This is a genomic window from Parablastomonas sp. CN1-191, assembly GCF_049354825.1.
GTDB lineage: Bacteria > Pseudomonadota > Alphaproteobacteria > Sphingomonadales > Sphingomonadaceae > Novosphingobium.
Genome location: NZ_CP186480.1, coordinates 267,671 through 293,613, shown reverse-complemented (window position 1 = coordinate 293,613; position 25,943 = coordinate 267,671). Strand labels below are relative to the sequence as shown.

Here is a 25,943-nt window from a genome sequence, read left to right as displayed (position 1 = left end):
GAGGGCGAGAAAGGCGCCAAGACCGTTAGAAACATTGAGTATATAGCGATGACTATGATCCCGCCAACTGGAATGGAGCCATTTTTTTATTTAAGGTTTACGCTGTTATTTCAGGATGCAATATGAATCTGGCATGGGGGAACGTCGGTATGCTCGCAACGCTGAATGCAAAGTTTGATTGCCAGTTTGGCAATTATATACTTTACTTAGCACCGTCACTCTGGCATACGATCCTCACAAGGAACGCAGCCATGAATATCACCGACCCCATCTTTCACGACGAAGCCAAGGCGCTGGCCCATATCGAGGCCTCGCGCTGGAATGGTGAGCCTGTCTGCCCTCACTGTGGTTCGGTCCGTGTCCGCCGCATGGAAGGCAAGACCCAGGCCGGTATGTTCCTCTGCAATGACTGCCGCGACAAGTTCACCGTCCGCACTGGCAGCGTCATGGAGCGTTCGCATATCCCGCTGCACAAGTGGCTGCTGGCAACGCACCTCATGGCCGCTTCCAAGAAGGGCATGAGCGCATCGCAGATGGCCCGTATGCTCGGCGTCACCTACAAGTCGGCGTGGTTCCTTTGCCACCGTATCCGCGAAGCGATGGACGGTGCCGCCCCTCAAGGCCCCCTCGGCGGCAAGGATGCCGTTGTAGAGGCCGATGAAACCTATGTCGGCGGCAAGGCTCGTAACCGCGCCACCCGCAAGCCCGCCCCCAAGAAGGCCGTTGTCGCCCTAGTGGAGCGCGATGGTCACGCGCGTTCGTTCCATGTTGCCAACGTCAACGCCAAGGACGTTCGCGCGCTGGTCGTGACGCACGTTGATCGCGCCTCGCACCTCATGACCGACGAAAGCCCCATCTACACCCGCATGGGCCGCGAGTTTAACGGCCACAGCAAGGTCAATCACTCCGCTGGCGAGTATGTCACCCTCGGCGGCTTCAAACACTCCAACACCGCCGAAAACTTCTTCTCGATCTTCAAGCGCGGCGTGATCGGCACCTATCACCACATGAGCGAGGCCCACCTTGGCCGCTACTGCGCCGAGTTCGATCTTCGCTACAACACCCGCGATATGAACGACGCCGAACGTGCCGCCGCCATCCTCAAGGGTGGCGAGGGTCGCCGCCTTACCTATCGGCGGACTGATAAACTCGCCGCCTAAGCTGGCGCGTATTCCCCGCCAGATTGGTGAGCCGCGCAAACGCTGGACTCGCTAAGAGAGGCGCGGCAACCTCACCGCATGGCTGACAAACCGACAAATACTTTTGAGGCTAATCGCAATCGGCAGCTTGCGGTTGAGGCTGGCCAAAAGAGGGTTTGTCTCTCGCTCCGCTACGATGGGAAACCACGTGTGGTTGAGGTCCAGGTGGTCGGCACCTCGCTCAAAAATCGACCAGCTATGCGGGTCTATCAGGTCGAGCCGCAATCGAACCCCGCGCCCTCCGCGAATTTTCGACTGCTTTGCTTCGATGAATGTTTCAGCGTTGCGCTCTCTAATCGCCAAGCGGCCCCGCCACGCTCCAACAAGAACAATCGGGACGAAGGCTTCACTCGGATCGAGTGGGCCTACGTCTAAGCCGCAATCGCAAGGGCCAGGAAGGAAGGCCGGACCGTCATTTGTGGCGCAGTCCGACGCATGGCCCATGATCTATCCTTTCGGCTTGTCCTTAGCGGGCTTGTGCGGCTTGTGTGGCGTTGCCAGCATCCGCTTTAGTGCCGCTTCCTCGCGGCGCTTGGTTTCCTCTGGCGAATAGGTTTCATCGGAATCAGTCATGACCGAACATCTCCATCAGCCGGCCTTTGAAGTGCCGCTTTCCGAAAGGGAGCTTATCCTCGTCGGACGCATCACGATAGCCTTCGGGCAGATCGACGAATTCCTCACTTGGCTCATTTGCTCCGTGCATGGGATCACGCAGGAGCAATACAACGCCTTCCTAAAGGACCGAATGCTCTCTGCTCGCGTTCAAGCCCTAGCGGACGGCACCGCGAGAATTCCCGATGCCGCCACAAAGGCAATCGTCGAGGGAGCAGTAGCCGCACTCAAGGCAATCATACCCGATAGGAACTTAGTCACGCACGGCTGCTGGGGTCGCTTTACCGCAGATTATGTCGATTATCGCGTCGGCCCGTTCAGCCGAACCAAACCAAAACAACGCTTCTACGCTGAACAACTCGAAGGGCTACATGACAGAGCGTGCGCCGCCTCTGTGCTGATGGTCCAATGCCTCGCGCGCTTCAACGCCTTGGTTGAGCCAAATCTCGGAGACCCGGTTCCGCCGTCGATCATTTGGACAACTGCAAACGGACCGCCGGATTCAGGATACCACGCAGCAGGGTCTGTAGCGCTTCCTGTGCCCGATCCCACTCAGGGTTAAAGCCAAGCAACACCTGCTCCGCAGCCTGGAGCTGCGAAGGCGTTATCTCAATCTCCAGCCTGTCACGCTGCTCGCAGATAGTCCCGAATCCTTGCTAAGTAAAGTATATAATTGCCGCCAGTTTCGCAAAGTGCTCGTCACGGAAGTGACGCGCATGACAGGTGGGCTTGTCTGCGTAGCGGGCATCGATCTGGCGAGCGGTGCGATGGTAAGGCCGTTGAAGACAGACGGCACTAATTGGGAAGAAGAAAAGTGGGTAAATGGAGGATACATGGTTGTCGGGAACGTTCTCAATCTAGAGCCTGGAAATACGCCCCACCGGTCCTTTCCACACGCTCATGAGGACTTTTTTGTCCTCACAGTCGGGGTGGCTGGAGAGGCAACGAACACAGAGTTATTCTCAGCGTGCAATGCTACTGCATCAGTCAGCGTCGCAAGCGTGCTCGATCCCCACATTATGGCAAAAAAGTATGTTAACGCCGGTTCCGAATGTCGCTCGCTCTTCTGTGTCGTTCAACCTAAGCATTCAATAAAGCTAAGTGACAAGTTTGAAAAAATTCAACTGTCTTTTCCGTGCTACGATGGTTGGTACAATTTGCCAGTAACAGACCTCGCCGCACGGAGCGCTGGTGACCCTACTGCAGGTGTCGAAAACCTTCGCGGCCGGATTGACGGCGCCTCGTCGCACATTGCAGTCCGGCTCGGACTGGCTCGCGAGTGGGACGGCCCCAATCACGACTACGACCCCAAAAGGTGCTACCTGCAAGTTAATGGCGTCATAGGAAATTAAATGAACCCTATCCACACCATCGGATATTCGGGCGTTAAGATCGACGAGTTCATTGACCATCTGGTTGCTAACCACTGCACTATTGTTTGTGACGTCCGGTCATATCCGAGCTCGCGTTATAGGCCCGAATTTTCGAGAGCAGAGTTCAAACGAAGTCTCAATTCTAGGGGTCTGAAATATGCTTTTTTTGGCGATGCATTAGGCGCGCGGCCAAAAGATCGGTCTTGTTACTTGGGTGGGCGGGCCGAGTATGATCGGATCTCTAAGCAGGATATTTTTAAAGAGGCGCTAAATCGCCTTCAGTCCGGCTCTAAGGTTTCAGGATTAGCGTTGGTATGTTCTGAGGCCGATCCTATAGAATGTCATCGGGCGATCTTAGTGTCGCGACATCTTGCTTCCTTGGTGCCGGACATAAGGCACATCCACTCGAACGGACGGATCGAGACGCATCAGGATTTAGAGGAGCGCCTTATCGATCTTTACGGGACAGCCCCGCCGCCACTTTTACGAACTGAAGCCGAGCGCAACGAGGGCATTAGATTGGCTTATCGTAAACAAGGCGATGCTATCTCCTACTCCGAGGGAGGCGAATGGAGTCGAAATGAAACTGTACACGATAGGCTTCACTAAAAGTACCGCGCAGCATTTTTTCAATAGACTTCGCGTTTCAGGCGTAAAACGTGTTCTAGACACTCGCGCCAATCGGACGTCTCAGCTGGCGGGCTTTTCGAAAGAGACAGATCTTAATTTCTTTCTGTCTGAAATTGCTTCAATATCCTATCGCGCCGAGGACCTATTGGCCCCCGATAAGGCGCTCTTGAAGGCTTACCGTGAGAAGCAAATCGGGTGGGACGAGTACGCCCGTCGGTATCTGGCTAATTTGTCGTCAAAGAGTGTCGAAAAACGCTTTGTGAATGACGGCTTGTTGGACAACTCATGCCTGCTGTGCAGCGAGCATGAGCCGGACCACTGTCATCGTAGGCTCGCTGCAGAATATCTTCGCGATGTTCTGCAAGGCGTTGAAATTAGGCATCTTTGACACGCGAACCTTTGTAAGGCCGCGCTAAGCTTAGGCCGCCGCCTTCCTCGCCAGCAGCGGCTTGAGGTACTGCCCGGTGTAACTCCGCGCATTCCCGGCCACATCCTCCGGCGTGCCCTCGGCGATGATCTCGCCGCCGCGCACGCCGCCGTCGGGGCCGAGGTCGACGATCCAGTCGGCGACCTTGATGACGTCGAGGTTGTGTTCGATCACCACCACCGAGTTGCCCTGGTCGACCAGGCGTTGCAGCACTTCCAGCAGCTTGCGCACGTCCTCGAAGTGGAGGCCGGTAGTGGGCTCGTCGAGGATATAGAGCGTGTTGCCGGTGGCGCGGCGGCTGAGTTCCTTGGCGAGCTTCACGCGCTGCGCCTCGCCGCCCGACAGCGTCGTCGCCTGCTGGCCGACCTTGACGTAGCCGAGGCCCACCTCGTTCAGCATGTGCATCTTGTCGCGGATGGGGGGGACGGCCTTGAAGAAGGATTCCGCGTCCTCGATCGTCATGTCGAGCACGTCGGCGATGGAGTGCCCCTTGAACTTCACCTCCAGCGTTTCGCGGTTGTAGCGCTTGCCGCCGCATTCCTCGCAGGTGACGTAGACGTCGGGGAGGAAGTGCATCTCGATCTTGATCAGGCCGTCGCCCTGGCACGCCTCGCACCGGCCGCCCTTGACGTTGAACGAGAACCGCCCCGGCTTGTACCCGCGCGCCGCGCTTTCGGGCAGGCCGGCGAACCAGTCGCGGATCTGGGTGAAGGCGCCGGTATAGGTCGCGGGATTTGAGCGCGGCGTGCGGCCGATGGGGGACTGGTCGATCTCGATCACCTTGTCGCAGAGGTCCAGCCCGGTGATGGCGTCGTGCGGGCCGGCGATGACGCGCGCGCCGTTCAATGCCCGCGCCGCGCCGGCGTAGAGCGTATCGAGCGTGAGCGACGACTTGCCGCTGCCCGATACGCCGGTGATGCAGGTGAAGGTGCCCAGCGGGATGCGCGCGGTGACGCCCTTCAGGTTGTTGGCGCGGGCGTTCTTCACCTCGATCCAGTTGCCGGCGGGGTTCTTCTTCGTGATCCCGGCGGCGGGGCGGCGGACGGCGGGCACCTCGATGCTGCGCTTGCCCGAGAGGTACTGCCCGGTGAGGCTGGCCTTGGCCTTGAGGATATCCTTGAGCTTGCCCTGGGCCACGATCTCGCCCCCGTGGACGCCGGCGCCGGGGCCGAGATCGACCACGTGATCGGCGGCGCGGATCGCGTCCTCGTCATGCTCGACCACGATGACGGTGTTGCCGAGGTCGCGCAGGCGTTTCAGCGTCACCAGCAGCCGGTCGTTGTCGCGCTGGTGCAGGCCGATGCTGGGTTCGTCCAGCACGTAGAGCACGCCCGACAGCCCGCTGCCGATCTGGCTGGCGAGGCGGATGCGCTGGCTCTCGCCGCCCGACAGCGTGCCACTGGTGCGGTCGAGGTTGAGGTAGTCGAGCCCGACGTTGTTGAGGAAGCCCAGCCGCTCGTCGATTTCCTTCAGGATGGCGCGGGCGATCTGGCGCTGCTGGTCGGTCAGCTTTGCCGGCAGGTCGAGGAACCACGGGACGGCGGCGGCGACGGAGAGGTGGGTGACGGTGGAGATATCCTCGCCCGCGATCTTGACCGAAAGCGCCTCGGGCTTGAGGCGCTTGCCGTGGCAGACCTCGCACGGCTGCGCGGTCTGGAACTTGCCCAGCTCCTCGCGCATCCAGGCGCTTTCGGTCTGCAGCATGCGGCGGTTGAGGTTGCCGATCACGCCCTCGAACGCCTTCTTCACGGTGTAGGACTTGCGCCCGTCCTGGAAGGTGAGCGGGACGGCCCTGCCCCTGGTGCCGTGCAGAATGGTGTCCTGCGCGCTCTCGGGCAGTTCGCCCCACGCGGTGGTCAGGTCGAAGCCGAACTCCTTCGCCAGGCTGGCGAGGACCTGCATGTAGTAAGGCGACGGCGGGTTGGACTTGGCCCACGGCACCACCGCGCCCTGCTTGAGGCTGAGGTTCTCGTTCGGGACGACCAGTTGGGGATCGAACAGCAGCTTTTCGCCCAGCCCGTCGCACGCCGGGCAGGCGCCCTGGGGGGCGTTGAACGAGAACAGGCGCGGCTCGATCGCTTCCAGCGTGAAGCCCGAGACCGGGCAGGCGAACTTTTCACTGAACACGATGCGGTTGGCGGGCAGGCCCGCGCCTTTAAGCGAACCGGCGCGGTTGGTGCCGGTGGCGTCCTCTTCCTCGCGCCCCGGGACGATGCCGTCGGCCAGGTCGACATAAGCCAGCCCCTCGGCCAGCTTGAGCGCCTGTTCGAAGCTGTCGGCAAGCCGCGTTTCGATCCCTTCGCGCACCGACAGGCGATCGACCACGACCTCGATGTCGTGCTTGTACTTCTTGTCGAGCGCGGGCGCGGCCTCGATCTCGTACATTTCGCCATCGATGCGGACGCGGGTGAAGCCGGCCTTCTGCCATTCGGCCAGCTCCTTGCGGTATTCGCCCTTGCGGCCGCGCACCACGGGGGCGAGCAGGTAGAGCCGCGTCCCCGCGGGCAGCGCCATCACGCGGTCGACCATGTTGGACACGGTCTGCGCCTCGATCGGCAGGCCGGTGGCGGGCGAATAGGGCACGCCCACGCGCGCCCACAGCAGACGCATGTAGTCGTAGATCTCGGTCACCGTCGCCACGGTGGAACGCGGGTTGCGGCTGGTGGTCTTCTGCTCGATCGAGATCGCGGGGCTGAGCCCGTCGATATGCTCGACATCGGGCTTCTGCATCATCTCCAGGAACTGGCGCGCATAGGCGCTCAGGCTCTCGACATAGCGGCGCTGGCCCTCGGCATAGATGGTGTCGAAGGCGAGGCTGGACTTGCCGCTGCCCGACAGGCCGGTGATCACGATCAGGCTGTCGCGCGGAAGCTCGACATCGAAGCCCTTGAGGTTGTGCTCGCGCGCGCCGCGCACGACGATCTTGTTCTGCATGATGCGGCGATGTTCCAGATTTGTTCGCAGGTTTCAAGCGCGCGACCGCGCCCCCTGACAAATGGGGAGCGCGGCCAAAGGTTGCAACTTGGCAAGCAGCGGAATGTGTTGGACAAAAGCGAACGATGGGGGACCTGGAATGAAATTGCTCAGCCTGCTGATCGCCATTTTCGGGCTTGCTGGCTGCGCCGCCGCGCAATCGCCGGACACACCGATCGGCTTCAGCGATCTCGGTTCCTACCGGATTTCCGGGCCGACCACGGCGCGCGTTGCCGGTGCACAGTCCTTTTCGACCTTCCAGGTCGGTGTGACCATCGACAAGCAGGGCAAGGTGGTCGAAGCGTGGCCGGCAAACCCCATGTCCGATACGGGAGCCGGACCGGCGGTCGAGGCGGCGCGCCAGTGGACGTTCAAGCCGTTCATCTATCGCGATCGCCCGGTCATGGCGGTCGGCACGGTCGAGATCCAGCTCCTGCCACCTGAAATCGTCCCCGATCCGTCCCGCCAATTTCCCACGGCCGCCCCGCAGGATGTTTCCATCACGCTTGAACGGACCGCATGCTACGGCACTTGTCCCAACTACAGGGTCACAATCGATGGAACGGGCGCCGTCGTATTCGAAACGCCCGAAAGCCTGTTTCCGGGCACCGATTCGCAGGTTCATGCCGCTTTCAACGGGCTGTCGGTCCTGTGGCCGGGTCAACATCGCGATACCGTCGATCCGGCGTCCGTCGCCGCGCTCGTAACCCGTTTTCGCGATGCGCAGTTCATGGGCCTGCAAGACACCTACCGCGCGGGCGTCACGGACAATCCGACTTATTCGCTGACGCTGCGGGTCGGCGGCACGACCAAGCAGGTGATCGACTACGCGGGACCGTCGGTCGGCATGCCCGATAGCGTGCGCCAGCTCGAGGACGCGGTGGACGAACTCGCGCAGACCCGTCGATGGATCAGCGGGGATGCCGCCACGATCGCATCGCTCAAGGCGGAACACTTCGATTTCCGTACGCCGGCCGCCGCACAACTGGTCGGCGCGGCGATCGCGCTGAGACCGGCATCCGACGAAACGGTCGGTGTGACCACGCTCATTCGCCAGGCGATTGACGCCGGGCTGAACCTCGAGCAGCCGGTCCCCGACCCGCGCGGCCGACCGGGCGAAAACCGGAAAGTCGGCGCTGCCATCGCCCTGTACGCAGCGGACATTGGCGATGAGGCCCTGTTTCAGGAGATGGCCGACAAGAAGCAGCTCGCGGGGATCGGGACCGGCGAGCTGACCCGGGCCTTGGCGGGCGGGGCCGGGTGCAGTCCAGCCATAGCGCAGGCCCTCGTCGAAGCCGGCGCCGATCCGAAGGGTTATCGCGCGAAGTGGAGCGACGGCACCGCGACGGCGCTGCACGCGCTGCGCTCGAGGTGGACGGCGTGCGCCACTGTATCCTCGGCTCGCCGCGTGGCGTTTGCACGCAGCCTCATTGCTCTTCGGGTGCCGCTGGAGGTGCGCGACGATATCGGCTGGACCCCGCTGATGGGCCTCAACGACCCCGATGTCGCGCGGGTTCTTCTCGATGCGGGAGCCGACCCCAACAAGACATCCAGTGGACTGCCCACCCTGATGAGCGGCGAAGACGAACGCGTCGTCCTCCTCCTGCTGGATCGCGGAGCGAACCCCCGTGTCGCCGATGGAAAGAAGACCCTGCGTCAACTGGCCAGAAATAGCCACTGGCAAACGACCACGGAGTGGCTCGACCAGCACGGCGTACCTTGAGGCTTCGTGACGACGAAACTGCCGTGTCGCCGCCGCCGCCGCCGGCACTTTCGCGCACCAAGCCGCTCACCGCGCGTTCAGCGGCGTCTCGGCAGGCTGGGCGCCAGGTTTCGGGAGGGTCGCACTTATGAAATTCGTTCGTCTGGCGGGCGCCGCGGCGCTGGTTCTGGCCTTGGGATCGCAGGCCGCGCTGGCCGACGATCCCAATGACGCGGCGATGCGCAATGCCGCCGCGCGGGCGCGGGATGCGGCGATGGTGAGGCGGCTGAACCAGCAGCAGCTGGCCAGGGTCCAGGCGCGCGACGCGGGTTATGCCGCCGGCTGGCAGGCCTGGCGCGGCGTGGATGGCGAGAACGCCCGCCGCCAGGCCGACTACGAGCGGCAGATGGCCGATTGGCGCCGCGCGGTGGCGCGCTGCAACGCCGGCGATGCGCGGTATTGCGCGCACTAATGCACACGGACGGTGGGTGCGGGGGATTGCCGAATCGCGGGCAATCCGGCTAAGTCTGCGGCCTCAGCGGCAAATCGCTGAATCGCAAAGGCAATTTGATGGCTGCGGGGGCGGCACCGGCGAACGACACGATCCGCGCCCGCGGCGGCAGCGGACTGCTTGTGGGGCTGACCGCGGTGCTGGCGCTGCTGGCGGCGCTGGTTGGCTACACCACCCTGGCGCAGCGCGATGCGCGCCGCCATGCCTCCGAAAACGGCGACGCGCTGATCGCGCTCAACCTGGTCGAAACCGACCTGCTCAACGCCGAGACCGGCCAGCGCGGCTACGTGCTGACCGCGCAGGACAGCTACCTTGGGCCATTCCGCGCGGCGCGCGGCCGTATCGATCCCGACATGGCCGAAGTCGAGCGGCAGTTTTCCAGCAGCTCGCTGACCGGATCGCCGCAGGCGCTGATCCCGCTGCGGGCCCTCGTCGCGCGCAAGGTCGGCGAACTGGACCGGACGATCGCGCTGGTCGGCGCGGGCCACCGGGCCGAGGCGCTGGCCGTCGTCGGCGGCGGCGAGGGACGCCGCGTGATGGACGCGATCCGCACCCAGATCGCGGTGCTGGCCGCAAACGAGAAGGCCAGCCGCGATGCCGGCATCGCGCGCGCGGAGCGGGCGGAGAACATGCTCCTGCCGCTCGAAATGGTCCTGTGCCTGGCCATGCTGGCGCTGGTGTTTGCGGCGCTGCGGACCGAGCGCCGCCGCGCCCAGGCAACCGTGCTGGCCGGGCAGGCGGCCGCGCTACGCGACGCCAACGACCGGGCCGAGCTGCTGCTGCGCGAGCTCAATCACCGGGTGAAGAACGTGTTCGCGGTGATCATGTCGCTGGTCGGCCTGTCGAGCCGGCGCCATCCCGAGGGCCAGGCGCTGGGCGACGACCTGCGCGCGCGGATCCACGCGCTGGCGCTGGCCCATTCGGCCAGCCTGGGCGAAGGCAATGTCGACGCGGTGCCGCTGCGCAGTGTGCTGGAGCGGTGCCTTGAGCCCTACGACCTCGATCGCCTGGCGCTGGCCGGGCCCGAGGTTGTCCTGCCGGTGCGGGCGATCACCCCGATCGGGCTGGTGGTCCATGAACTGGCCACCAACGCGGTGAAGCACGGCGCGCTGAACGGGGATAGCGGCCGGGTCCGGCTTGAATGGGACGTGACCCAAGTGTCACAAAGCCGCAAAATCGCCTTGCGCTGGATCGAATCCGGAATGGGCGCGTTGAGCCAGCACCCGGGGGAAAATGCCGGGGGTTTCGGCACGACGATGATGACGCTGGCATCGCGCCAGCTTGGCGGCACGATGACCCGGTCCTGGCAACCCGATGGCATTGCGGTCGAATTCGAATTTAAAGTTGATTAACAGGTGTCATGGTTAATGCTTCGGCGATGATCGGTTTACCATCTCTTCCCCTCACCAGGTCAGGCCCCAACCATGCAGCGCCGCTCGTTGCGATGACGGTGTCGGGCGCGGGTGACGGTCCAGCCGATGCAGCCGGACCGACATCGCTCGATCGCCGCTTGTCGGGCCGCCGGATCCTGGTGGTCGAGGACGAGGCGATGCTGGCGCTCGACCTGGAATTCGCCTTCGAAGACGCCGGCGCACACGTGATCGGCCCGGCAGTTTCGCTGGACCAGGCGCTGTCACTGGTCAGCGGCGTAGCGGGCATCGACGCGGCGGTGCTGGATGTCGATATCGCCGGGCGCCCGGTGATCCCGGTGGCCCAGGCGCTGAGCGCGGCGGGCGTGCCGTTCGTTTTCCATACCGGCCACGGTGACCGGATCGACCTGCTGGCCCGTTTTCCCGGTGCGCGGCTGCTGATGAAACCGGTGCTGACCGAGCGGCTGGTTGCCGAGGTGGTCAGCCTGCTGGGCTGACGGCCTGCCTGCCGCCCGTCGCGGCGGCGAACCTTATCCCAGCTGCGCGCGAACCGCCTGGTTGACGACCTGCGGATTGGCCTTGCCCTGCATGGCCTTCATCGTCTGGCCGACGAAGAAGCCGAACAGCGCCTCCTTGCCGGCGCGGTACTGTTCGACCTTGTCGGCGTTGTCGGCCAGGACCTTGGCCACCGCGGCGTCGATCGCGCCGGTGTCGCTCTCCTGCTTCAGCCCTTCGCGCTCGACGATGGTGTTGGCGCTGTCGCCGCTCTCGAGCATCTTTTCGAGCACCTGCTTGGCGATAGAGCCCGAGATCGTGCCGTCCGCGATCAGCGCCAGCAGCCCGGCCGCCTGGTCGGGCGAGACGGGCGAGGTCGCCAGCGTCTTGCCAAGCTTGTTGAGCGCGCCGAAAAACTCGGAGATCAGCCAGTTCGATGCCTGCCTGGCAAGTTCGGCCTCGTCCTTGCCGGCCTTGGCGGCGGCCGCGGCGACCAGTGCCTCGAACCAGCGCGCGGTTTCGACTTCGGCGGTCAGCACGCCGGCGGCGTAGGCCGACAAGCCCAGCGCCCCTTCGTAGCGGGCGCGCTTGGCGTCGGGCAGTTCGGGCAGCGAGGCACGGCAATCGTCGAGGAACGCATCGTCGAGCACCAGCGGCAGCAGGTCCGGGTCGGGGAAATAGCGATAGTCGTGTGCGTCTTCCTTGCTCCGCATCGACCGGGTGGTGCCGCTGTCGGGATCGAACAGGCGGGTTTCCTGCACCACGGTGCCGCCGTCCTCGATCAGGTCGACCTGGCGGCGCGCCTCGTGCTCGATCGCGGCCATGACGAAGCGCACCGAGTTGACGTTCTTCGTCTCGGTACGGGTGCCGAACTCGTCGCCCGGCTTGCGCACGCTGACGTTGACGTCGGCGCGCATCGAGCCTTCTTCCATGTTGCCGTCGCAGCTGCCGACATAGCGCAGGATCGCGCGCAACTTGCGCACATAGGCGCCCGCTTCGGCCGGGCTGCGCATGTCGGGGCGGCTGACGATCTCCATCAGTGCCACGCCGCTGCGGTTGAGGTCGACGTAGCTCATCGTCGGGTGCTGGTCGTGCATCAGCTTGCCGGCGTCCTGCTCGACGTGGATGCGCTCGATCCCGATACGCTTCACCTGGTCCGGGTTCTTGTCGTCCGGCGCACCCTTTTCTTCGACGAGAATGTCGAGGTGCCCCTCGCCCACCAGCGGGTGGTAAAGCTGGCTGATCTGGTAGCCCTGCGGCAGATCGGCGTAGAAGTAGTTCTTGCGGTCGAACCGGGACCATTTGTTGATGCTGGCGTCAATCGCCATGCCCGTGCGCACCGCCTGGCGGATGCATTCGCGGTTCGGCACCGGCAGCATGCCGGGCATCGCCGCGTCGACCAGGCTGACCTGGGCGTTGGGCTCGGCCCCGAAGGCGGTCGCGGCGCCGGAGAACAGCTTGGAATTGGAGACCACCTGCGCGTGGACTTCCAGGCCGATCACGACCTCCCATTCGCCGGTGGCGCCCTGAATTCGGTACATGAGCCTTCGTATCCTGCCTGCAGCCGCGCCGCCGCGGCGCGCAGCGGCTAGCTAGACAGCCGCGGCGCCGGGCGCAAGCGTGCCGGGCTTGCCAGTCAGCCGGGCCATAAGGGCGTGCGCCTGGGCCAGCAGGGCCGGTTCGAAGGCGATCTGCTGGGCCGAGCGCGCCTCGCGCTTCTCGCGGGTCGGGCGGGCGACGTACATCGCCTTGCCGCCGTCGCTCGGCTGCGGATTTTCGATGTTGATGCGGTCGATCTCGGCAAACACCTCGGCGACCGTCGTCTCGTTGGTCTCGAAACAGGCAAAGTCGGTGCCCCAGCGCGCGTTGACCTTGGCGACGACGGCACCGAAATCGGCGATCACGTCGGAAAACTCGGCGATGACGACGTGGTCGCGCACCTTCTCGACCGCGCGGTAAAACGACAGCCAGCGCCGCAATTCGTGATTGGGATCCTGGCGGAAGATCAGCGACAGGCTGCGGACCGAATCCTCGGGCCGGCGGATCAGCACGATCACCGGGATGCCCATCTTCACGCCGGTCAGCACTTGCGCGATCGAGTGGAGGTGATGTCCGATCTTCACCGGCCGCTTTTGCGACAGGTAGAACGCCACCACCGAATAAGTGTTGGCCGACCGGGCATAGCCCTCGATCACGATCTCGGTGTCCTTGCGCACGATCAGCGGCAGGCTGGTGCGCCGCGCGCCCAGCATGAACGCCGCACGATAGAAAGCCGGGAACGGCGACAGCGCGTCCCGGATAAGGGATTTCAGATTCATCGACCCATGCCCCCGGCGCTCAGTCACGATCGTCCCATATGACCGTCCGGCGCCGTTGCGGTTCGCAGGCCTATCACCCGTCTCCGGGCGGATCAACCGCTCGCCGTGGATGGCGCACCTATGATCGGGAATTCACGGCCTCGCCGGGGGTTCCCTGATCAGGCCTGGGTTCCGATGCGCGAAGCTGCGCGAAGAACGCCTCGACGCGCGGCAGGTCGCGGACCAGGCCGCGCCGCGCCAGCATCGCCCGCCGCGCCGGATCGCCGACGCACAGCGATTCCAGGAAGAACTTGCGCACCTCCGGTTCAGGCCGGTTCATGGCGATGTCGGCGATGACGTGGCGGACCGCGAAACGGCTTTGCGCACCTTCGCGCGTGCCGCGGCGCTGGCGGAACTTGTGCATGAAATGATCGACGTCGATGAGGTCGAAATGGAGCACGCGGGCCCAGGCCGGCTTGTGCGCGTTGCGGCGGCCGCGCGCGTCTTCCCAGTAATGGATGCGCGGCCGGTACCTGGCGTAGCGCGCGGTGCGCAGGATCGCCTTCTGCGAATCGTAGGACAGGAAATAGGCGCCGGGCAGCTGCTCGCCGGTGGCGGGATCGCGCAGGGTGCGGGGCATCGCGTCGCCCAGCATCAGGCGGTAGAAGCCTTCCTCGACACGCGCCTGGACCACCGGGCTGCGCGTCAGCACCCAGGCGATCTTGCGCAAGATCCGGTTGGCCATGTGCAGGCGGGGCAGGCGGGACAGGAAATACCGCTGCTCGAACGGGCCGGCAACGGGCTGGCCGGTGGGCAGCAGGTCGCAATTGGGCAGGAACACCTGGTCGCAGCTTGCCGGCACTTCAGCCAGCAACTTCTCCATCTGCGCCGGGTCGTCGTCTCGGAACAGGTGCGGAAGGATCAGTTCGTCGGGATCGATCGCGGCCAGCCAGGCAATGCCGTCCGCTGCGGCGGTGCGCGCGGCCACCCAGCTGTTGATGTTCTTGCGCACGTCCATCCACTCGCGCTCGTTCTCGCGCACCCAGTCGATCCAGGCGGGCGGATCGATCACATCGTCGGCGCGGATCGAATCGCGCACGACCACGTCGGGCTGTGTCGGCAGCCAGTCGCGCATCGCGTCGCTGGTCCCGTCGAGGAAGATATAGAACTTGCGGCAGCCGAGCGCGCGGTGCCAGGCCAGCGCGCCCGGAAGCAGCGCAGCCTCGTCCTTGATCGTATAGGTTATCGCAAACCCGCGCGGTGGTGAGGACCGCTGTAACATTACCCCGAAAGTCTCCCGCGCCTGCCGGGTCAATATGGATTTAACGGGCTGTCAGCAAGCGCATTAACCGTGCTTTCGCGCGCCTTCCCGCCGTTCGGTTTGCCCTTGCCCCGGCAATGATTACCGGGCCGCTGCGTCAGGCGGGGCGGTAGAGGTAGTCGCGGTGCGATACCTTCGCGACCTGGACGTAACCGACGCTGCGCATGAAGGCGTCGATCTCCGCCACGTCGAAGGATTCGATCAGGAACGCCCTGGGCCGCGTGCGGGTGAAGTCGATGCCCTTGAGCACGCTCAGTTCCGCACCTTCGACGTCGAGCGAGAACAAGTCGATCTCCGGCAGCCCGGCGTCGTCGATGACCGACTGCGCCGTCCTGGTCGGGGCCAGGAACGTCTGCCCGATGGCGGCGGCGTTGTCGTACTTGAGCCACGGCGTCGCGTGTTCGAGATGCTTGTCGACCGCGATGTCGGACAGCCGGGTCAGGCTCATCTGGTTGGCGTAGTGGATCTCGATGAACTTCTCGTCGAAATCGGCCGGAACCAGCGCGGCGTGATAGACCCGGGCGCGGGGCCGTGCCTCGAGGCACTTCATGTACAGCGTCGGCACCGCCTCGACCAGGATGCCCTTCCAGCCGCGATAGCGCTCGAGGTAGGCGGTGTTCGAACCGTCGACCCCGTCGTTGGCGCCGACTTCGAAGAACACGCCGTTGTCGAAGTCGAACAGCTGCTTGAGCGTGGTGTGCAGATTGTCGTAGGCATAGACCACGCGCGGGGGCCAGACCTCAAAATGGCGGCCGACGACCACGCGCAGCGCATCGTACAATGTCGGCGCATGGCGCCGCAGGATCGTTTTCAAGGACACGTCAGGCCTCCCCCGGCGAAAACTACCACCAGCGGTGAGGCAATTCCGCAGGCTCCGCCCGGGTCTCTATCGCAAGACCCGCGTTCAGGACACCCTGTTCATCGAACGGCTTGCCGATGATCTGCAGCCCCAGCGGCAGCCCTTCGCGATTGAGGCCCGCGGGCACGCTAATCGCCGGCAGGCCGGCCAGGCTGGCGGGCACGGCGAAGACGTCGTTCAGGTACATCGCCAGCGGATCGGCGCTCTTGTCGCCAAGGGCAAAGGCGGCGCTGGGTGCCGTCGGCGCCAGGATGACGTCGCAGTGCGCCCACGCCTGCTCGAAATCGCGGGCGATCAGCGCGCGGACCTTTTGCGCCTGCGTGTAATAGGCATCGTAGAAACCGGCGCTGAGCACGTAAGTGCCGATCAGTATCCGGCGCTTGACCTCGGCGCCGAATCCGGCGGCGCGGGTGGCGGCGTACATGTCCTGCAGGCCGGCACCGTCCGGCAGCTCGCGCAGGCCATAGCGCACGCCGTCATAGCGGGCGAGGTTGGACGAGGCTTCGGCCGGGGCGATGATGTAGTAGGCCGGCAGCGCGTACTTCGTGTGCGGCAGGCTGATGTCGACGATGGTCGCGCCCGCGTCCTTGAGCCAGGCGATGCCCCGCTCCCACGATGCGGCCACGTCGGCGTCCATGCCGTCCATCCGGTATTCGCGCGGGATGCCGACGCGCTTGCCCGCCAGGTCCGGGCTGAGGCCGGCTTCCCAGTCGGGCACCGGCATGTCCAGGCTGGTCGCGTCCATCGGGTCGTGACCCGCCATCGCGCCCAGCATGATCGCGCAGTCGCGCACGTCGCGCGCCATCGGCCCGGCCTGGTCGAGGCTGGAGGCGAAGGCGACGACGCCCCAGCGGCTGCAGCGCCCGTAGGTCGGCTTGATGCCGGTTATGCCGGTGAAGGCGGCAGGCTGGCGGATCGATCCGCCGGTGTCGGTCCCGGTCGCCGCCGGGCACAGCCGCGCCGCCACCGCCGCGCTGCTGCCGCCCGAACTGCCTCCCGGCGCCAACGCGGCGTTGCCGCCGTCCTTGCGGCGCCACGGGCTGACGACATTGCCGAAATAGCTGGTCTCGTTCGACGAACCCATCGCGAACTGGTCAAGGTTCAGCTTGCCCAGCATCCCCGCGCCGGCTTCCCAGAGCTTGCGCGAAACCGTGCTTTCGTACTGCGGCACGAACCCTTCGAGGATGTGACTGGCGGCGGTGGTCTGCACGCCCCTGGTGGCAAACAGGTCCTTCATGCCGATCGGCACGCCGCCCATCCTGCCCAGCGCCTCGCCAGCGGCGCGGCGCTGGTCGGTCGCCTGCGCGGCTTCCAGCGCCTTTTCCGGCGTGGTGACGATGAACGCGTTGAGCGCCGACGCGGCAGCGACGTTGGCGTTGAACGCCTCGGCCACTTCGACCGCGGTGAAATCGCCCGCGGCGACGCCGTCGCGGATCGCCGCGACGCCAAGCTCGGTCAGGTCGCTCATCACTCGATCACCTTGGGCACGCCGAAGAAGCCGTGCTCGGGCGCGGGCGCATTGGCCAGCACCGCGTCGCGCACGCCGCCATCGGTGACCACGTCATCGCGCAAGTGCAGCGCGCCCGGGATCACCGAGGCCATCGGCGCGACGCCGCTGACATCGACTTCGCCGAGCTGCTCGACCCAGGCGAGGATGCCGTTGAGTTCGGGCACCATCGCGGCGACCTCCTCGTCGGTCATGGCGATACGCGCCAGCTTGGCCACTTTGGCCACGGTTTCTTGGGAAACGGACATGGCCGCGGCGTTAGCGGGGCGAACCGGCCGGTTCAATCGTCAAATGGGCCGTCAATCGAGTGGTTCGCCCACCGGCTTGCCGTCGACGAAAACCTGTTCGCGGGTGACCTTGCGGATTTCGACCTGCGCAGGACCGCCGGCGGAGCGGCCGGGCGGTGCGGGGTCAGGCTCCTGGACGAAGGCACCGCCGCGCAGCGACAGGCCCAGGACCATGCCACCGTCGACAAGGGCAAAGCGCGTCGGGTCGGAGCGGCGGAGCAAGGTGCAGCCTTGTTCGCACAAATAGGACCGGGTGGTGAGAAAGGCGCCAAAGGCGCGGCGAACATCCGGATCGTCGGGCCGGATCACGGCTTTCGCCGCGCGGCGCGCCTGCTCTTGGCGATCGAAATAGGGCACCCTTGCCTCGCGGCCACCGACCATCGCGGCGGCCACCCCGTCCCTTACCTGGGGGCGCGGGTCGGACGCCAGGCGAGCCAAGGCACGGCGACCGGCCGGACCGAAGTCCCAGCGCAGGGCGCCATAGTCGAAGGCATCGGGTTGAACCGCGCCCGATTGCAGCCGCGCCACCTGGTTGCGGGCGGCGATCGCGCCGAAATCGAGGATCGGCAGCGCGAGGATCGCCGCGGCGACAAGGCTGACGAACGCCATGTGCACGTTCGCCCGCCGCATCGCCGCCGGCCAGCCGGCCAGCCGTCCGCGTGCCGCCGCCACCCACCATGCCAGGCCCCACGCGCAGGCGAGCGCGATCGCCACCAGCGCCCACAGCCGCTCGGGACTGAGGCCGTGCTGCGCCACGCGCGTGCCCATCGACACGGCGGCGAACACCGCCAGCGGCAGGATGCCCAGCGGCAGGACCAGTCCGGCGAAACGAACCACGCGGCTGCGCGGCAAGTCCGCGTCGCTATCGCGCAGGACCGCGTTGGCGAGGAAGAACGCGCCGATGGCGCTGCCCATCAGCACCGGGGTGGCGCTGCGCGTGGCCTCCCACAGCACACCCGGGCCGGAGACCACCATCGCGCCGAGAAAAACCACCAGCACGGCGGCCAGCGGCAGCGCCAGCAGCGACAGCACCGTCATCGCCACCAGTTGCAACGTCGCCACGACGCGGCGCTGCTCGCGCATGACCGACAGCGCCGCGCCCAGCGCGGCCCCTGAAAAGGCGAAGTCGAACGTCGTGCTGCGGATGGCGTCCTTGACCAGCGTGATCTTGAGCAGCGCGAAAAGCTCGCCCGTGACCGTCAGCGCGATCCACGACGCGCCGAGAAACGCCAGCGCCCCGCCCGCGCTGATTGCGTCAGTCCAGGCGTGACCGTGCGCCTCGGCCGGGTCGATGGCGAAACGCAGCCGGTGCGCGCGGCTCTGGAACAGCGGTACGGCAATCAGGCCAAGCGCGATCGCTGCGGCAGGCGCGTAATCGCCGCTGGGACGCCCCGCCTGCGCCAGGTTGTACGCCAGCCCGGCCTCGACCAGGCCGAGCGCCAGCGCGAATACCGTCTGTTCGCGCCAGCGCGCGGCATCGAAGATCAGGGCAAAGCTGCCGGCCGCGAACAGCGCAAAGGCGGCAAGCGCGGCGCCCGCAGGGGACGACGCGGCCGGGCCAACTTCGATCCCGGCACGAACCAGCAGCCCCGCGGCAATCCCCAGCACCGCAAAGGCGGGGGTCAGCCACGGCGGGCCATCGATTTCGGTCTGTTCGCTTGGCTGCCTGTTCATCGCCCTGCCCCTGCTCATTACGGCACGAGCCATGCGCCGGCGCCGCCGTCAAGCCATGAGCGAAAGATGAGCGTGCCGGGGAGACGACACCAGCAGCCGGTCAGGGAGGCCTGCCGGGCCCTCCTTTTGCGAACGCTGGCGGGCTCAGTTGCCCGCCGGCCCCGCGGGCGGCGCCTCGGGCACCGCGCCGGGCGCGGTCTCTGCGCCGGGCGCGCCGGGCGCCCCGCCCTTCATCTGCTGCTGCATCTGCTGGATCATGCGCTGCTGCGCCTCGATCTCGGCACGGTTGCGGAAGTCGATCAGGTCGACATCGAAGTCGAGGTCGGTGCGCGGCGGGATCGGGCCGGCGCCCTTGTCGCCGTAAGCCAGCTGCCAGGGGATATGGACCTTGTAGCTGCCGCCCTTCTGCATCTTCATCAGCGCCTGGGTGAACCCGGGGATAACGCCCTGGAGCGGGAACACCGCCTGCTTGCCCTGATCGAAGACCTTGCCGTCGGGCAGGCGGCCGACGTAGTTGACCAGCGCGACGTCTTCCTCGGTCGGCGAAGCGCCGGTGCCGGCGGTGACCGTGGTCACCTTGACGTGACTTGGCAGCGCCCGCCAGGCCAGCAGGCCGCCGACCAGCACCACCGCGAACAGCCCGATCCACAGCTTCGTCAGCGCGCCCCTGGCGATCGGCTGGAGCGGAACGCGGTGAATCTCGGTCATCGGGAAAATCCTGGCGTGTGCAACGGAAAGAACAGCAACAAAAAAGGCGCGGGGTGTTCAGCCCCCGCGCCCTATTGGCTCAAGCCCGCCACACGGGCAAGCCCACGTGCAGCAGCGCCGAATCCAGCTCTACTTCGCGCCGTCGCGCTCAGCGCGCTTGCGCTCGAGCTTGCGGGCGCGGCGAACGGCGGCAGCCTTTTCACGGGCGCGCTTCTCGCTCGGCTTTTCGTAGTGACGGCGCAGCTTCATCTCGCGGTACACGCCCTCGCGCTGCAGCTTCTTCTTGAGCGCGCGGAGAGCCTGATCAACATTGTTGTCGCGGACCATGATTTGCATAAACCGAACCACCTCGTAGCCAAGCCACCAGAACCCCGCTTGTCCTTCGCGGGGGATTGCGACTTGTGAAAATATCTGAACACAAGTGCGCCGAATCCATGACGGAACGGCGGCGAAGGCGGCCCGCTAGCAGACGAATCGGGGCTTTGCAACCCGCCCAGCCGCCGGCGAGGGCATTGCGCAAGCCGGCCCGCTGTGGTGACTAGCACGACCAGAGAGGGTCCGCTTGCATACATCCTTCACATCGCTCGACTGGCTGGTGCTGGCGCTTTACGTGGCCGCGCTGGCCTGTGCCGGGTGGGCGACGACGCGGCGCCAGCAGCGCGCCGAGGATTACTTCCTCGACGGCCATCACGCGCCGACCTGGCTGGTAGCGATCTCCATGCTGTCCACCGTGCAGTCGGCGGCGACCTTTCTGGGTGTTCCCGACAGTTCGTACCGGGGCAGCTACGTCTACCTGGGCGGGGTGCTGGCCAGCCTGCTGGCGGCGTGGATCGTCGCCAACGTGCTGGTGCCGCGCTTCTATGCGCTGAAGGTGACGACCGTCTACGAACTGCTCGAGGCGCGCTTCGATGCCCGTGCGCGCAAGGCGGCGGCGGGGATGTTCATCGTCGGGCGGATATTCGCCAGCGGATCGCGGCTGTACCTGGCGGCCATCGCGGTCTCGATGATCCTGTTCCTCGACATCGCGCCCCACCACCTGCTGATCGCGACCATACTGCTGCTGGTCCTGGGCCTGGCCTTCACGCTGATGGGCGGGCTGCATTCGGTGATCTGGAGCGATCTTGTCCAAGTCGTGCTCTATGTCGGCGCGGCCCTGATCGCGGCGGCGCTGCTGTGGTCGCACTTGCCGTTCTCCACCGGCGAGGCGATCGCGCGGCTGATGGATGCGCCGGGCGGCAGCAAGCTGGCGCTGGCGGATTTCAGCTTCAACCTGTCCTCGCCGTGGTCGCTGCCTGCCGTGCTGATCGGCGTGACGCTGCTCAACACCGCCTCCTCGGGATTGGACCAGGACACCACCCAGCGGCTGCTGGCCTGCCGCGACGCCCGCCAGGGCACCCGCGCGCTGTACCGCTTCGTGGCGATCTCGCTGCCGGTGATCGCGCTGTTCCTCGTCATCGGATCGCTGCTCTGGCTGACGTACCAGGGCAACGCCGGCGAAAGCTTCCGCGGCGAGAAGGTGACCGTGTTCATGCACTGGATCCTGACCGAAATGCCGGCCGGACTGCGCGGGCTGGCCGTCGTCGGCGTGCTGGCGGCGGCGGCGATGAATTCGGAACTGATCGCGATGGCGGCGGTGATCGTCGGCGATTTCTACCGCCCCTTTGCCGAGCGGCGCGGGCCGCGCAGCGAGGCGCATTTCGTGCGCGCCGGGCGGATCGCCAGCGTGGTCGTCGGGCTGGCGCTGTCGGCGATGGCGATGCTGAGCTACTACTGGCAGCACTATGCGGACGCCGCGCTGCTCGACTTCGTGCTGGGCGTGATGGCGTTCGCCTATTCGGGCCTGCTGGGCGTCTATGCGATCGCGCTGTTCACCCGCCGCGGCAATTCTGCCTCGGTGATCGCGGCGCTGGCGGCGGGCTTCGTCACCGTGCTGCTGTTCCAGCCGTGGATCGTCGACACCTTCGGCCTGCCCGCAGGGTGGCGAACGGTCGCATTCCCGTGGCAGCTTACCATCGGCACGCTGGTCGCCGCGGCTGTCTGCGCCCTTGGACGGCCTATGGGCAAAGCGGTCCGCGTAAGCTAGGGGCGCGGCAATGAATGCGCCCGCTTTCCCGCCGCTCCCGTTTCTGAACGCCAGCCTGCTCGTCGCCCTGGGCGGCGGGGTCGGCGCGTGGCTGCGCTACGCGGTCGGGCGGCTTTACGGGGCGACCGCGCTGCCCGCCGGGACTTTTACCGTGAACGTCGCCGGTAGCCTGGCGATGGGCCTGCTGGCCGGCTGGCTCGCCCGCCATGGTGCGGCCGAAGGCTGGCGCCTGCTGCTCGGCGTCGGCGTGCTGGGCGGGTTCACGACGTTCTCTTCGTTCAGCCTCGAGCTGGGCCTGATGGTCGAGCGGGGCGAGCTGGCGACCGCGTTCGCCTACGCCGCACTCTCGCTGGTGCTCGGCCTTGCCGCGCTGTTCGCCGGACTGGCGATGGCACGATGAGCGAGACCGTCCGCCAGTTCACCGTCGCGCCCGACGATGACGACATCCGTCTCGACCGCTGGTTCAAGCGCCACTTGCCGCAAGTCGGCTTTGCCACGATCAGCCGCTGGGCGCGCACCGGGCAAATCCGGGTCGACGGCAAGCGCGTGAGCCCGGACGACCGCGTCGCCGCCGGCCAGATCGTGCGCGTGCCGCCCGGCGGCGAGTCGGCCGAACGCGCCGCGCGCGTGCGCCGTCCGCTGACCCCCGAGCAGATCGAACAGGCGCGCGGCATGATCATTGCCGAGACCCCCGCGGCCTTCATCCTCAACAAGCCGCCGGGGCTGGCCACCCAGGGCGGCAGCGGCACCTTCGAACATGTCGACGGCCTGCTCGACGGGCTGGTCGAGAGCGATCAGTCGCGTCCCAAGCTGGTTCACCGGCTCGACAAGGATACCAGCGGCGTCCTGCTGATCGCCAAGACGGCGAGCAGCGCGGGCTATTTCTCCAAGCACTTCTCGGGCCGGACCGCGCGCAAGATCTACTGGGCGCTGGTGGTCGGCGTCCCCAGCATCGAGGAAGGCCTGATCGACCTGCCGCTGGGCAAGCAGCCCGGCAGCGGGGGCGAGAAGATGCAGGTCGACAGGGACGAAGGCCAGGCGGCCCGCACGCGCTACCGCGTGATCGACTTTGCCGGCGACCGCGCTTCGTGGGTGGAATTGCAGCCTCTGACGGGGCGCACCCACCAGCTGCGCGTGCACATGGCCGCGATCGGCCATCCGATCGTCGGCGACGGCAAGTACGGCGGCCAGGCCGCGTTCCTGACCGGCGCGGTCAGCCGCAAGATGCACCTCCACGCGCGGCGGCTGCTTATCGACGGGCCCGACGGGCGCACGATCGATGCCACCGCCGAACTGCCCGAGCATTTCGCCGCCACGCTGGCGCAGCTTGGCTTCGAGGAGACAGAGGGCGCCTGGGTGCCCGACGACCGCCCGCCGCCGTCGAAGGAAATCAAGAAACAGGTCCAGAAAGCGCACGCCAAGCAGATCCGCAAGGAGCGCCGGGGCGAGCGCCGCAGCCGCGACGAGGCGCCCGAGCGCAAGCCCACGCGCAAGGTGGCGGGCAAGAGCGCCAAGAGCACCGGCAAGCCGGGCGCCAAGCCGGCCGGCAAGCCATTCGCCAGGCCGGGCGCCAAGCCCGCGGGCAAGCCGGTGGCCGGCAGCGCCGGCAAGGCCGCTACAAAGGCCGGCGGCGCCGGCAAACCCGCCGCGAAGGCCCCTGCCAGGCCGGGCGCCCGCCCGCCCGCGCGCGGCGGCGCAAGGCCGGGGGGCAAGCCCGCGCCGAAGGGCCGCCGCTGATGCATCCAGGCAGCGCGTTTCGCGCCCCGGACCGTGAATGGGCCACCGCGATCGTCGAGGAAGTCGGTTTCGGCATGGTATTCGCCGCCACGCCCGATGGCCCGCGCGTGGCACACACGCCGCTGGTGCTGACCGGTGACGGTGCACTGCAGTTTCACCTTGCGCGCGGCAACGGGCTCACCCGCGGGCTCGACGGCGCGGCCGCGCTGGCGCTCGTCAACGGTCCCGACGGCTATGTCAGCCCGCGCTGGTATGCCGACGCGGCCGGCGCCGTCCCGACCTGGAACTACGTCGCGGTGGAAATGGAAGGGCGGGTGCGGCGCATGGACGAGGACGGCCTGGTCGGCCTGCTCGAAACGCTGAGCGCGCGCCACGAAGGCCGCCTGCCCGCCCCGGCCTGGACGCTCGACAGGCTCGATGCCGGTGCGCGGGCCGGCCTGCTGGCGGGGATCGCCGGCTTCGAGATGGAGATCGCCGCCTGGCGCCCCACCTTCAAACTTAGCCAGAACCGCAATGCCGCCGACCGTGCCGGCGTCGCCGCCGGGCTCGAGGGCAGCGGTGCGGCGGGCATCGCGGCGCTGATGCGCGGGCTGGCGGCATGACCCGGCTGGCCGTGTTCGATTGCGACGGCACCCTGGTCGACGGTCAGGCCGAGGTCTGTGCGGCGATGGAAGCTGCCTTCGTGTCGTGCGGGCTGCCCCCGCCCCCCCATCACGCGGTCCGCCGCATCGTCGGGTTGAGCCTGCCGCAAGCGATGGCGCGGCTGCTGCCGGGCGCCGATGACGAAACCGTCCAGGCGCTCGACACCGCGTACCGCGACGCCTTTCGCGCCCGCCGCGCCAGCGGCGCGCTGACCGAGCCGCTCTACGCCGGTATCGCCGACCTGCTCGCCCGCCTGAAGGGCAGCGGCTGGGAGCTGGCGGTCGCCACTGGCAAGAGCGACCGGGGCCTGTCGCACTGCCTGGCGGTGCACGGCATCGGCGGCCTGTTCGCCTCGCTCCAGACCGCCGACCGCCACCCGTCGAAGCCCCACCCGGCCATGCTGCTGGCAGCCATCGCCGACTGCGGCGCGGCGCCGGGCGAGGCGGTCATGATCGGCGATACCGCCTACGATATCGCGATGGCGCGTGCGGCCGACGTGCGCGCGATCGGCGTGGCGTGGGGTTATCACGAGACGGCCGAACTGATCGCCGCCGGGGCCGAGGCGGTGGCACGCGATCCCGCCCACCTGGCCGAGCTGCTGGCATGAGCGATCCCGCGATCCCGCGCTTCGCCGCGATGCAGCTGGTGCGCGTCGCCGGGGCGGCGATGGTGATCGCCGGGCTGCTGGCCGCCAACGACCGCATCCCGCTTGGTCATGTGGCCGGGGCGGTGCTGGCGGTGGCGGGACTGTTCGCTTTCGCCCTCGGCCCCAAGCTGCTGGCCCGGCGCTGGCGCAGCCCGAAGTGAAGCGCTTCTACAAGGATGCCGCCGCCGCCGCGGTCGAGGGCGGCTGGCAGGTCAGGCTCGACGGGCGCGGGGTCAAGACGCCGGCGGGCGCGCCGCAAGTGGTCCCGACGCGGGCGCTGGCAGAGGCGCTGGCGGCCGAATGGGCGGTGCAAGACGGCGAGCTCGACCCCGCGCGCTTTGGCTTGCGCGACCTGGCCGATATCGCCGTCGACAGCGCCGCGGACGAGGCGCGCGCGGCGATCCTGCCTTATGGCGAAACCGATACGCTGCTGTACCGGGCGCTGCCGTCCGATCCCTTGGCAGCGGCGCAGGAAGCGGCCTGGGACCCCATCGTAGCGGCTGCCGAGGCCAGGCTGGGGGTCCGCTTCGTACGCGTCGCTGGCGTGCTGCACCGCGCTCAGCCGGACGCGGCGCAAGCCGCGCTGACGCGCGAAGTCGAAGCGCTGCGCCCGTTTGCGCTGACGGCGGTGCGGGTGATGGCCGCGCTTGCCGCGTCGCTGATCGTCGCGCTCACCGCGCTCGAACCCGATGCCGACCTCGACGCGCTGTGGGATGCGGCCGAACTGGAGGAGGCCTGGCAGGCCGAGCGCTGGGGCCAGGACGCCGAGGCCGCCGCGCGCGCCGCCGGCCGCCGCGCCGCTTTCATGGCCGCGGCGCGGTTTGCGCGCCTGGCGCGGGAGGAACCGCGGGGCTGACCCGGGCATTGGGAGAAGGCACCCCTTCCCCCTG

General features: G+C 66.7%; 28 protein-coding genes. 17 read left to right on the top strand and 11 right to left on the bottom strand.

Translation table 11 applies throughout. The annotated features are described in order from the left end of the window. Positions 1-251: 251 nt before the first annotated feature. Both ACOYW6_RS01495 and ACOYW6_RS01490 read left to right on the top strand, forming a co-directional pair. Positions 252-1,160 (top strand): IS1595 family transposase, encoded by a 909-nt coding sequence (locus tag ACOYW6_RS01495; protein ID WP_423142068.1) that lies wholly within the window; start codon positions 252-254, stop codon positions 1,158-1,160. A gap of 78 nt (positions 1,161-1,238) precedes the next feature. Then, the gene (locus ACOYW6_RS01490; RefSeq protein ID WP_423142067.1) at positions 1,239-1,574 is read left to right on the top strand and encodes a hypothetical protein; all 336 of its coding nucleotides are present in this window, start codon (positions 1,239-1,241) and stop codon (positions 1,572-1,574) included. A 72-nt stretch (positions 1,575-1,646) separates the two neighbouring features. Here the strand turns inward: ACOYW6_RS01490 and ACOYW6_RS01485 are convergent, their stop codons facing one another. Beyond that, on the bottom strand, positions 1,647-1,772 hold the full coding sequence (locus ACOYW6_RS01485; RefSeq protein ID WP_423142066.1) for a hypothetical protein: 126 nt from the start codon (positions 1,770-1,772) through the stop codon (positions 1,647-1,649). On the opposite strand from ACOYW6_RS01485, the gene ACOYW6_RS01480 reads away from it, so the two are divergent. The 4 genes from ACOYW6_RS01480 (at position 1,771) to ACOYW6_RS01465 (ending at position 4,202) form a co-directional block, all read left to right on the top strand. Beyond that, positions 1,771-2,373, top strand: coding sequence for a hypothetical protein (locus ACOYW6_RS01480; RefSeq protein WP_423142065.1), 603 nt, complete (start codon positions 1,771-1,773; stop codon positions 2,371-2,373). The two genes, ACOYW6_RS01485 and ACOYW6_RS01480, sit on opposite strands and share 2 nt — an antisense overlap. A gap of 154 nt (positions 2,374-2,527) precedes the next feature. Next, positions 2,528-3,163, top strand: a complete 636-nt coding sequence (locus tag ACOYW6_RS01475) for a dual OB domain-containing protein (protein ID WP_423143031.1) — start codon at positions 2,528-2,530, stop codon at positions 3,161-3,163. Beyond that, on the top strand, positions 3,164-3,793 hold the full coding sequence (locus tag ACOYW6_RS01470; RefSeq protein WP_423142064.1) for a DUF488 family protein: 630 nt from the start codon (positions 3,164-3,166) through the stop codon (positions 3,791-3,793). After that, a complete protein-coding gene (locus ACOYW6_RS01465; protein ID WP_423142063.1) occupies positions 3,765-4,202 on the top strand; it encodes a DUF488 family protein in 438 nt (145 codons plus the stop codon). The genes ACOYW6_RS01470 and ACOYW6_RS01465 overlap by 29 nt, the downstream gene beginning before the upstream one ends. Positions 4,203-4,232: 30 nt before the next feature. Here the strand turns inward: ACOYW6_RS01465 and uvrA are convergent, their stop codons facing one another. After that, positions 4,233-7,175 carry an excinuclease ABC subunit UvrA gene (gene uvrA, locus ACOYW6_RS01460; protein ID WP_423142062.1) on the bottom strand — a complete coding sequence of 981 codons (2,943 nt, stop codon included), beginning with the start codon at positions 7,173-7,175 and terminating at the stop codon, positions 4,233-4,235. A 139-nt stretch (positions 7,176-7,314) separates the two neighbouring features. Here uvrA and ACOYW6_RS01455 point away from each other — a divergent pair, with 139 nt between their 5' ends. The 4 genes from ACOYW6_RS01455 to ACOYW6_RS01440 all read left to right on the top strand — a co-directional run bounded on the left by ACOYW6_RS01455 (position 7,315) and on the right by ACOYW6_RS01440 (position 11,294). After that, entirely contained in the window at positions 7,315-8,937 is a 1,623-nt protein-coding gene (locus ACOYW6_RS01455) for a DUF6438 domain-containing protein (RefSeq protein WP_423142061.1), read from the top strand. Between the two features lie 127 nt (positions 8,938-9,064). Next, a complete protein-coding gene (locus ACOYW6_RS01450) occupies positions 9,065-9,388 on the top strand; it encodes a hypothetical protein (RefSeq protein ID WP_423142060.1) in 324 nt (107 codons plus the stop codon). A gap of 98 nt (positions 9,389-9,486) precedes the next feature. Beyond that, complete coding sequence (locus tag ACOYW6_RS01445) at positions 9,487-10,779, top strand: sensor histidine kinase (RefSeq protein WP_423142059.1); 1,293 nt, start codon at positions 9,487-9,489, stop codon at positions 10,777-10,779. A gap of 92 nt (positions 10,780-10,871) precedes the next feature. After that, positions 10,872-11,294 carry a response regulator gene (locus ACOYW6_RS01440; RefSeq protein ID WP_423142058.1) on the top strand — a complete coding sequence of 141 codons (423 nt, stop codon included), beginning with the start codon at positions 10,872-10,874 and terminating at the stop codon, positions 11,292-11,294. Between the two features lie 33 nt (positions 11,295-11,327). On the opposite strand, the gene gatB is transcribed toward ACOYW6_RS01440, so the two are convergent. From gatB to rpsU, 9 genes are all read right to left on the bottom strand, one after another. Then, the gene (gene gatB / locus ACOYW6_RS01435) at positions 11,328-12,833 is read right to left on the bottom strand and encodes an Asp-tRNA(Asn)/Glu-tRNA(Gln) amidotransferase subunit GatB (RefSeq protein ID WP_423142057.1); all 1,506 of its coding nucleotides are present in this window, start codon (positions 12,831-12,833) and stop codon (positions 11,328-11,330) included. A gap of 51 nt (positions 12,834-12,884) precedes the next feature. Continuing rightward, positions 12,885-13,610: a hypothetical protein gene (locus ACOYW6_RS01430; RefSeq protein WP_423142056.1), complete on the bottom strand. Its 726-nt coding sequence runs from the start codon at positions 13,608-13,610 to the stop codon at positions 12,885-12,887. A gap of 118 nt (positions 13,611-13,728) precedes the next feature. Further along, positions 13,729-14,871 carry a glycosyltransferase family 2 protein gene (locus tag ACOYW6_RS01425; RefSeq protein ID WP_423142055.1) on the bottom strand — a complete coding sequence of 381 codons (1,143 nt, stop codon included), beginning with the start codon at positions 14,869-14,871 and terminating at the stop codon, positions 13,729-13,731. 136 nt (positions 14,872-15,007) lie between these two features. Next, entirely contained in the window at positions 15,008-15,730 is a 723-nt protein-coding gene (locus ACOYW6_RS01420) for an FkbM family methyltransferase (protein WP_423142054.1), read from the bottom strand. Between the two features lie 22 nt (positions 15,731-15,752). Beyond that, positions 15,753-17,237, bottom strand: coding sequence for an Asp-tRNA(Asn)/Glu-tRNA(Gln) amidotransferase subunit GatA (gene gatA / locus ACOYW6_RS01415; protein ID WP_423142053.1), 1,485 nt, complete (start codon positions 17,235-17,237; stop codon positions 15,753-15,755). Further along, positions 17,237-17,524 (bottom strand): Asp-tRNA(Asn)/Glu-tRNA(Gln) amidotransferase subunit GatC, encoded by a 288-nt coding sequence (gene gatC, locus ACOYW6_RS01410; protein ID WP_423142052.1) that lies wholly within the window; start codon positions 17,522-17,524, stop codon positions 17,237-17,239. Before gatC ends, gatA begins: the two co-directional genes overlap by 1 nt. A gap of 51 nt (positions 17,525-17,575) precedes the next feature. Beyond that, a complete protein-coding gene (locus ACOYW6_RS01405; RefSeq protein ID WP_423142051.1) occupies positions 17,576-19,237 on the bottom strand; it encodes a DUF4153 domain-containing protein in 1,662 nt (553 codons plus the stop codon). A 144-nt stretch (positions 19,238-19,381) separates the two neighbouring features. Then, on the bottom strand, positions 19,382-19,945 hold the full coding sequence (locus tag ACOYW6_RS01400) for an FKBP-type peptidyl-prolyl cis-trans isomerase (protein WP_423142050.1): 564 nt from the start codon (positions 19,943-19,945) through the stop codon (positions 19,382-19,384). 129 nt (positions 19,946-20,074) lie between these two features. Beyond that, a complete protein-coding gene (rpsU, locus tag ACOYW6_RS01395) occupies positions 20,075-20,281 on the bottom strand; it encodes a 30S ribosomal protein S21 (protein ID WP_423142049.1) in 207 nt (68 codons plus the stop codon). A 226-nt stretch (positions 20,282-20,507) separates the two neighbouring features. Here rpsU and ACOYW6_RS01390 point away from each other — a divergent pair, with 226 nt between their 5' ends. From ACOYW6_RS01390 to ACOYW6_RS01360, 7 genes are read left to right on the top strand one after another with little or no spacing between them, the layout of a single operon-like run. Then, positions 20,508-22,028, top strand: coding sequence for a sodium:solute symporter family transporter (locus ACOYW6_RS01390; RefSeq protein ID WP_423142048.1), 1,521 nt, complete (start codon positions 20,508-20,510; stop codon positions 22,026-22,028). 10 nt (positions 22,029-22,038) lie between these two features. Then, the gene (gene crcB, locus ACOYW6_RS01385; RefSeq protein WP_423142047.1) at positions 22,039-22,428 is read left to right on the top strand and encodes a fluoride efflux transporter CrcB; all 390 of its coding nucleotides are present in this window, start codon (positions 22,039-22,041) and stop codon (positions 22,426-22,428) included. After that, complete coding sequence (locus ACOYW6_RS01380) at positions 22,425-23,765, top strand: pseudouridine synthase (protein WP_423142046.1); 1,341 nt, start codon at positions 22,425-22,427, stop codon at positions 23,763-23,765. The genes crcB and ACOYW6_RS01380 overlap by 4 nt, the downstream gene beginning before the upstream one ends. Further along, on the top strand, positions 23,765-24,367 hold the full coding sequence (locus ACOYW6_RS01375; RefSeq protein ID WP_423142045.1) for an FMN-binding negative transcriptional regulator: 603 nt from the start codon (positions 23,765-23,767) through the stop codon (positions 24,365-24,367). Before ACOYW6_RS01380 ends, ACOYW6_RS01375 begins: the two co-directional genes overlap by 1 nt. Next, on the top strand, positions 24,364-25,014 hold the full coding sequence (locus ACOYW6_RS01370; protein WP_423142044.1) for an HAD-IA family hydrolase: 651 nt from the start codon (positions 24,364-24,366) through the stop codon (positions 25,012-25,014). Before ACOYW6_RS01375 ends, ACOYW6_RS01370 begins: the two co-directional genes overlap by 4 nt. After that, on the top strand, positions 25,011-25,214 hold the full coding sequence (locus ACOYW6_RS01365) for a hypothetical protein (RefSeq protein WP_423142043.1): 204 nt from the start codon (positions 25,011-25,013) through the stop codon (positions 25,212-25,214). The genes ACOYW6_RS01370 and ACOYW6_RS01365 overlap by 4 nt, the downstream gene beginning before the upstream one ends. Next, positions 25,211-25,909, top strand: a complete 699-nt coding sequence (locus tag ACOYW6_RS01360) for an ATP12 family protein (protein ID WP_423142042.1) — start codon at positions 25,211-25,213, stop codon at positions 25,907-25,909. Before ACOYW6_RS01365 ends, ACOYW6_RS01360 begins: the two co-directional genes overlap by 4 nt. Positions 25,910-25,943 lie beyond the last annotated feature (34 nt).

Excerpts from the sequence above, each read along its gene's own strand:
- ACOYW6_RS01495 (WP_423142068.1), top strand. The coding sequence starts at position 252 with ATGAATATCACCGACCCCATCTTTCACGACGAAGCCAAGGCGCTGGCC.
- ACOYW6_RS01490 (WP_423142067.1), top strand. The coding sequence starts at position 1,239 with ATGGCTGACAAACCGACAAATACTTTTGAGGCTAATCGCAATCGGCAG.
- ACOYW6_RS01480 (WP_423142065.1), top strand. The coding sequence starts at position 1,771 with ATGACCGAACATCTCCATCAGCCGGCCTTTGAAGTGCCGCTTTCCGAA.
- ACOYW6_RS01485 (WP_423142066.1), bottom strand. The coding sequence starts at position 1,772 with ATGACTGATTCCGATGAAACCTATTCGCCAGAGGAAACCAAGCGCCGC.
- ACOYW6_RS01475 (WP_423143031.1), top strand. The coding sequence starts at position 2,528 with ATGACAGGTGGGCTTGTCTGCGTAGCGGGCATCGATCTGGCGAGCGGT.
- ACOYW6_RS01470 (WP_423142064.1), top strand. The coding sequence starts at position 3,164 with ATGAACCCTATCCACACCATCGGATATTCGGGCGTTAAGATCGACGAG.
- ACOYW6_RS01465 (WP_423142063.1), top strand. The coding sequence starts at position 3,765 with ATGAAACTGTACACGATAGGCTTCACTAAAAGTACCGCGCAGCATTTT.
- uvrA (WP_423142062.1), bottom strand. The coding sequence starts at position 7,175 with ATGCAGAACAAGATCGTCGTGCGCGGCGCGCGCGAGCACAACCTCAAG.
- ACOYW6_RS01455 (WP_423142061.1), top strand. The coding sequence starts at position 7,315 with ATGAAATTGCTCAGCCTGCTGATCGCCATTTTCGGGCTTGCTGGCTGC.
- ACOYW6_RS01450 (WP_423142060.1), top strand. The coding sequence starts at position 9,065 with ATGAAATTCGTTCGTCTGGCGGGCGCCGCGGCGCTGGTTCTGGCCTTG.
- ACOYW6_RS01445 (WP_423142059.1), top strand. The coding sequence starts at position 9,487 with ATGGCTGCGGGGGCGGCACCGGCGAACGACACGATCCGCGCCCGCGGC.
- ACOYW6_RS01440 (WP_423142058.1), top strand. The coding sequence starts at position 10,872 with ATGACGGTGTCGGGCGCGGGTGACGGTCCAGCCGATGCAGCCGGACCG.
- gatB (WP_423142057.1), bottom strand. The coding sequence starts at position 12,833 with ATGTACCGAATTCAGGGCGCCACCGGCGAATGGGAGGTCGTGATCGGC.
- ACOYW6_RS01430 (WP_423142056.1), bottom strand. The coding sequence starts at position 13,610 with ATGAATCTGAAATCCCTTATCCGGGACGCGCTGTCGCCGTTCCCGGCT.
- ACOYW6_RS01425 (WP_423142055.1), bottom strand. The coding sequence starts at position 14,871 with ATGTTACAGCGGTCCTCACCACCGCGCGGGTTTGCGATAACCTATACG.
- gatA (WP_423142053.1), bottom strand. The coding sequence starts at position 17,237 with ATGAGCGACCTGACCGAGCTTGGCGTCGCGGCGATCCGCGACGGCGTC.
- gatC (WP_423142052.1), bottom strand. The coding sequence starts at position 17,524 with ATGTCCGTTTCCCAAGAAACCGTGGCCAAAGTGGCCAAGCTGGCGCGT.
- ACOYW6_RS01405 (WP_423142051.1), bottom strand. The coding sequence starts at position 19,237 with ATGAACAGGCAGCCAAGCGAACAGACCGAAATCGATGGCCCGCCGTGG.
- ACOYW6_RS01400 (WP_423142050.1), bottom strand. The coding sequence starts at position 19,945 with ATGACCGAGATTCACCGCGTTCCGCTCCAGCCGATCGCCAGGGGCGCG.
- rpsU (WP_423142049.1), bottom strand. The coding sequence starts at position 20,281 with ATGCAAATCATGGTCCGCGACAACAATGTTGATCAGGCTCTCCGCGCG.
- crcB (WP_423142047.1), top strand. The coding sequence starts at position 22,039 with ATGAATGCGCCCGCTTTCCCGCCGCTCCCGTTTCTGAACGCCAGCCTG.
- ACOYW6_RS01380 (WP_423142046.1), top strand. The coding sequence starts at position 22,425 with ATGAGCGAGACCGTCCGCCAGTTCACCGTCGCGCCCGACGATGACGAC.
- ACOYW6_RS01375 (WP_423142045.1), top strand. The coding sequence starts at position 23,765 with ATGCATCCAGGCAGCGCGTTTCGCGCCCCGGACCGTGAATGGGCCACC.
- ACOYW6_RS01370 (WP_423142044.1), top strand. The coding sequence starts at position 24,364 with ATGACCCGGCTGGCCGTGTTCGATTGCGACGGCACCCTGGTCGACGGT.
- ACOYW6_RS01365 (WP_423142043.1), top strand. The coding sequence starts at position 25,011 with ATGAGCGATCCCGCGATCCCGCGCTTCGCCGCGATGCAGCTGGTGCGC.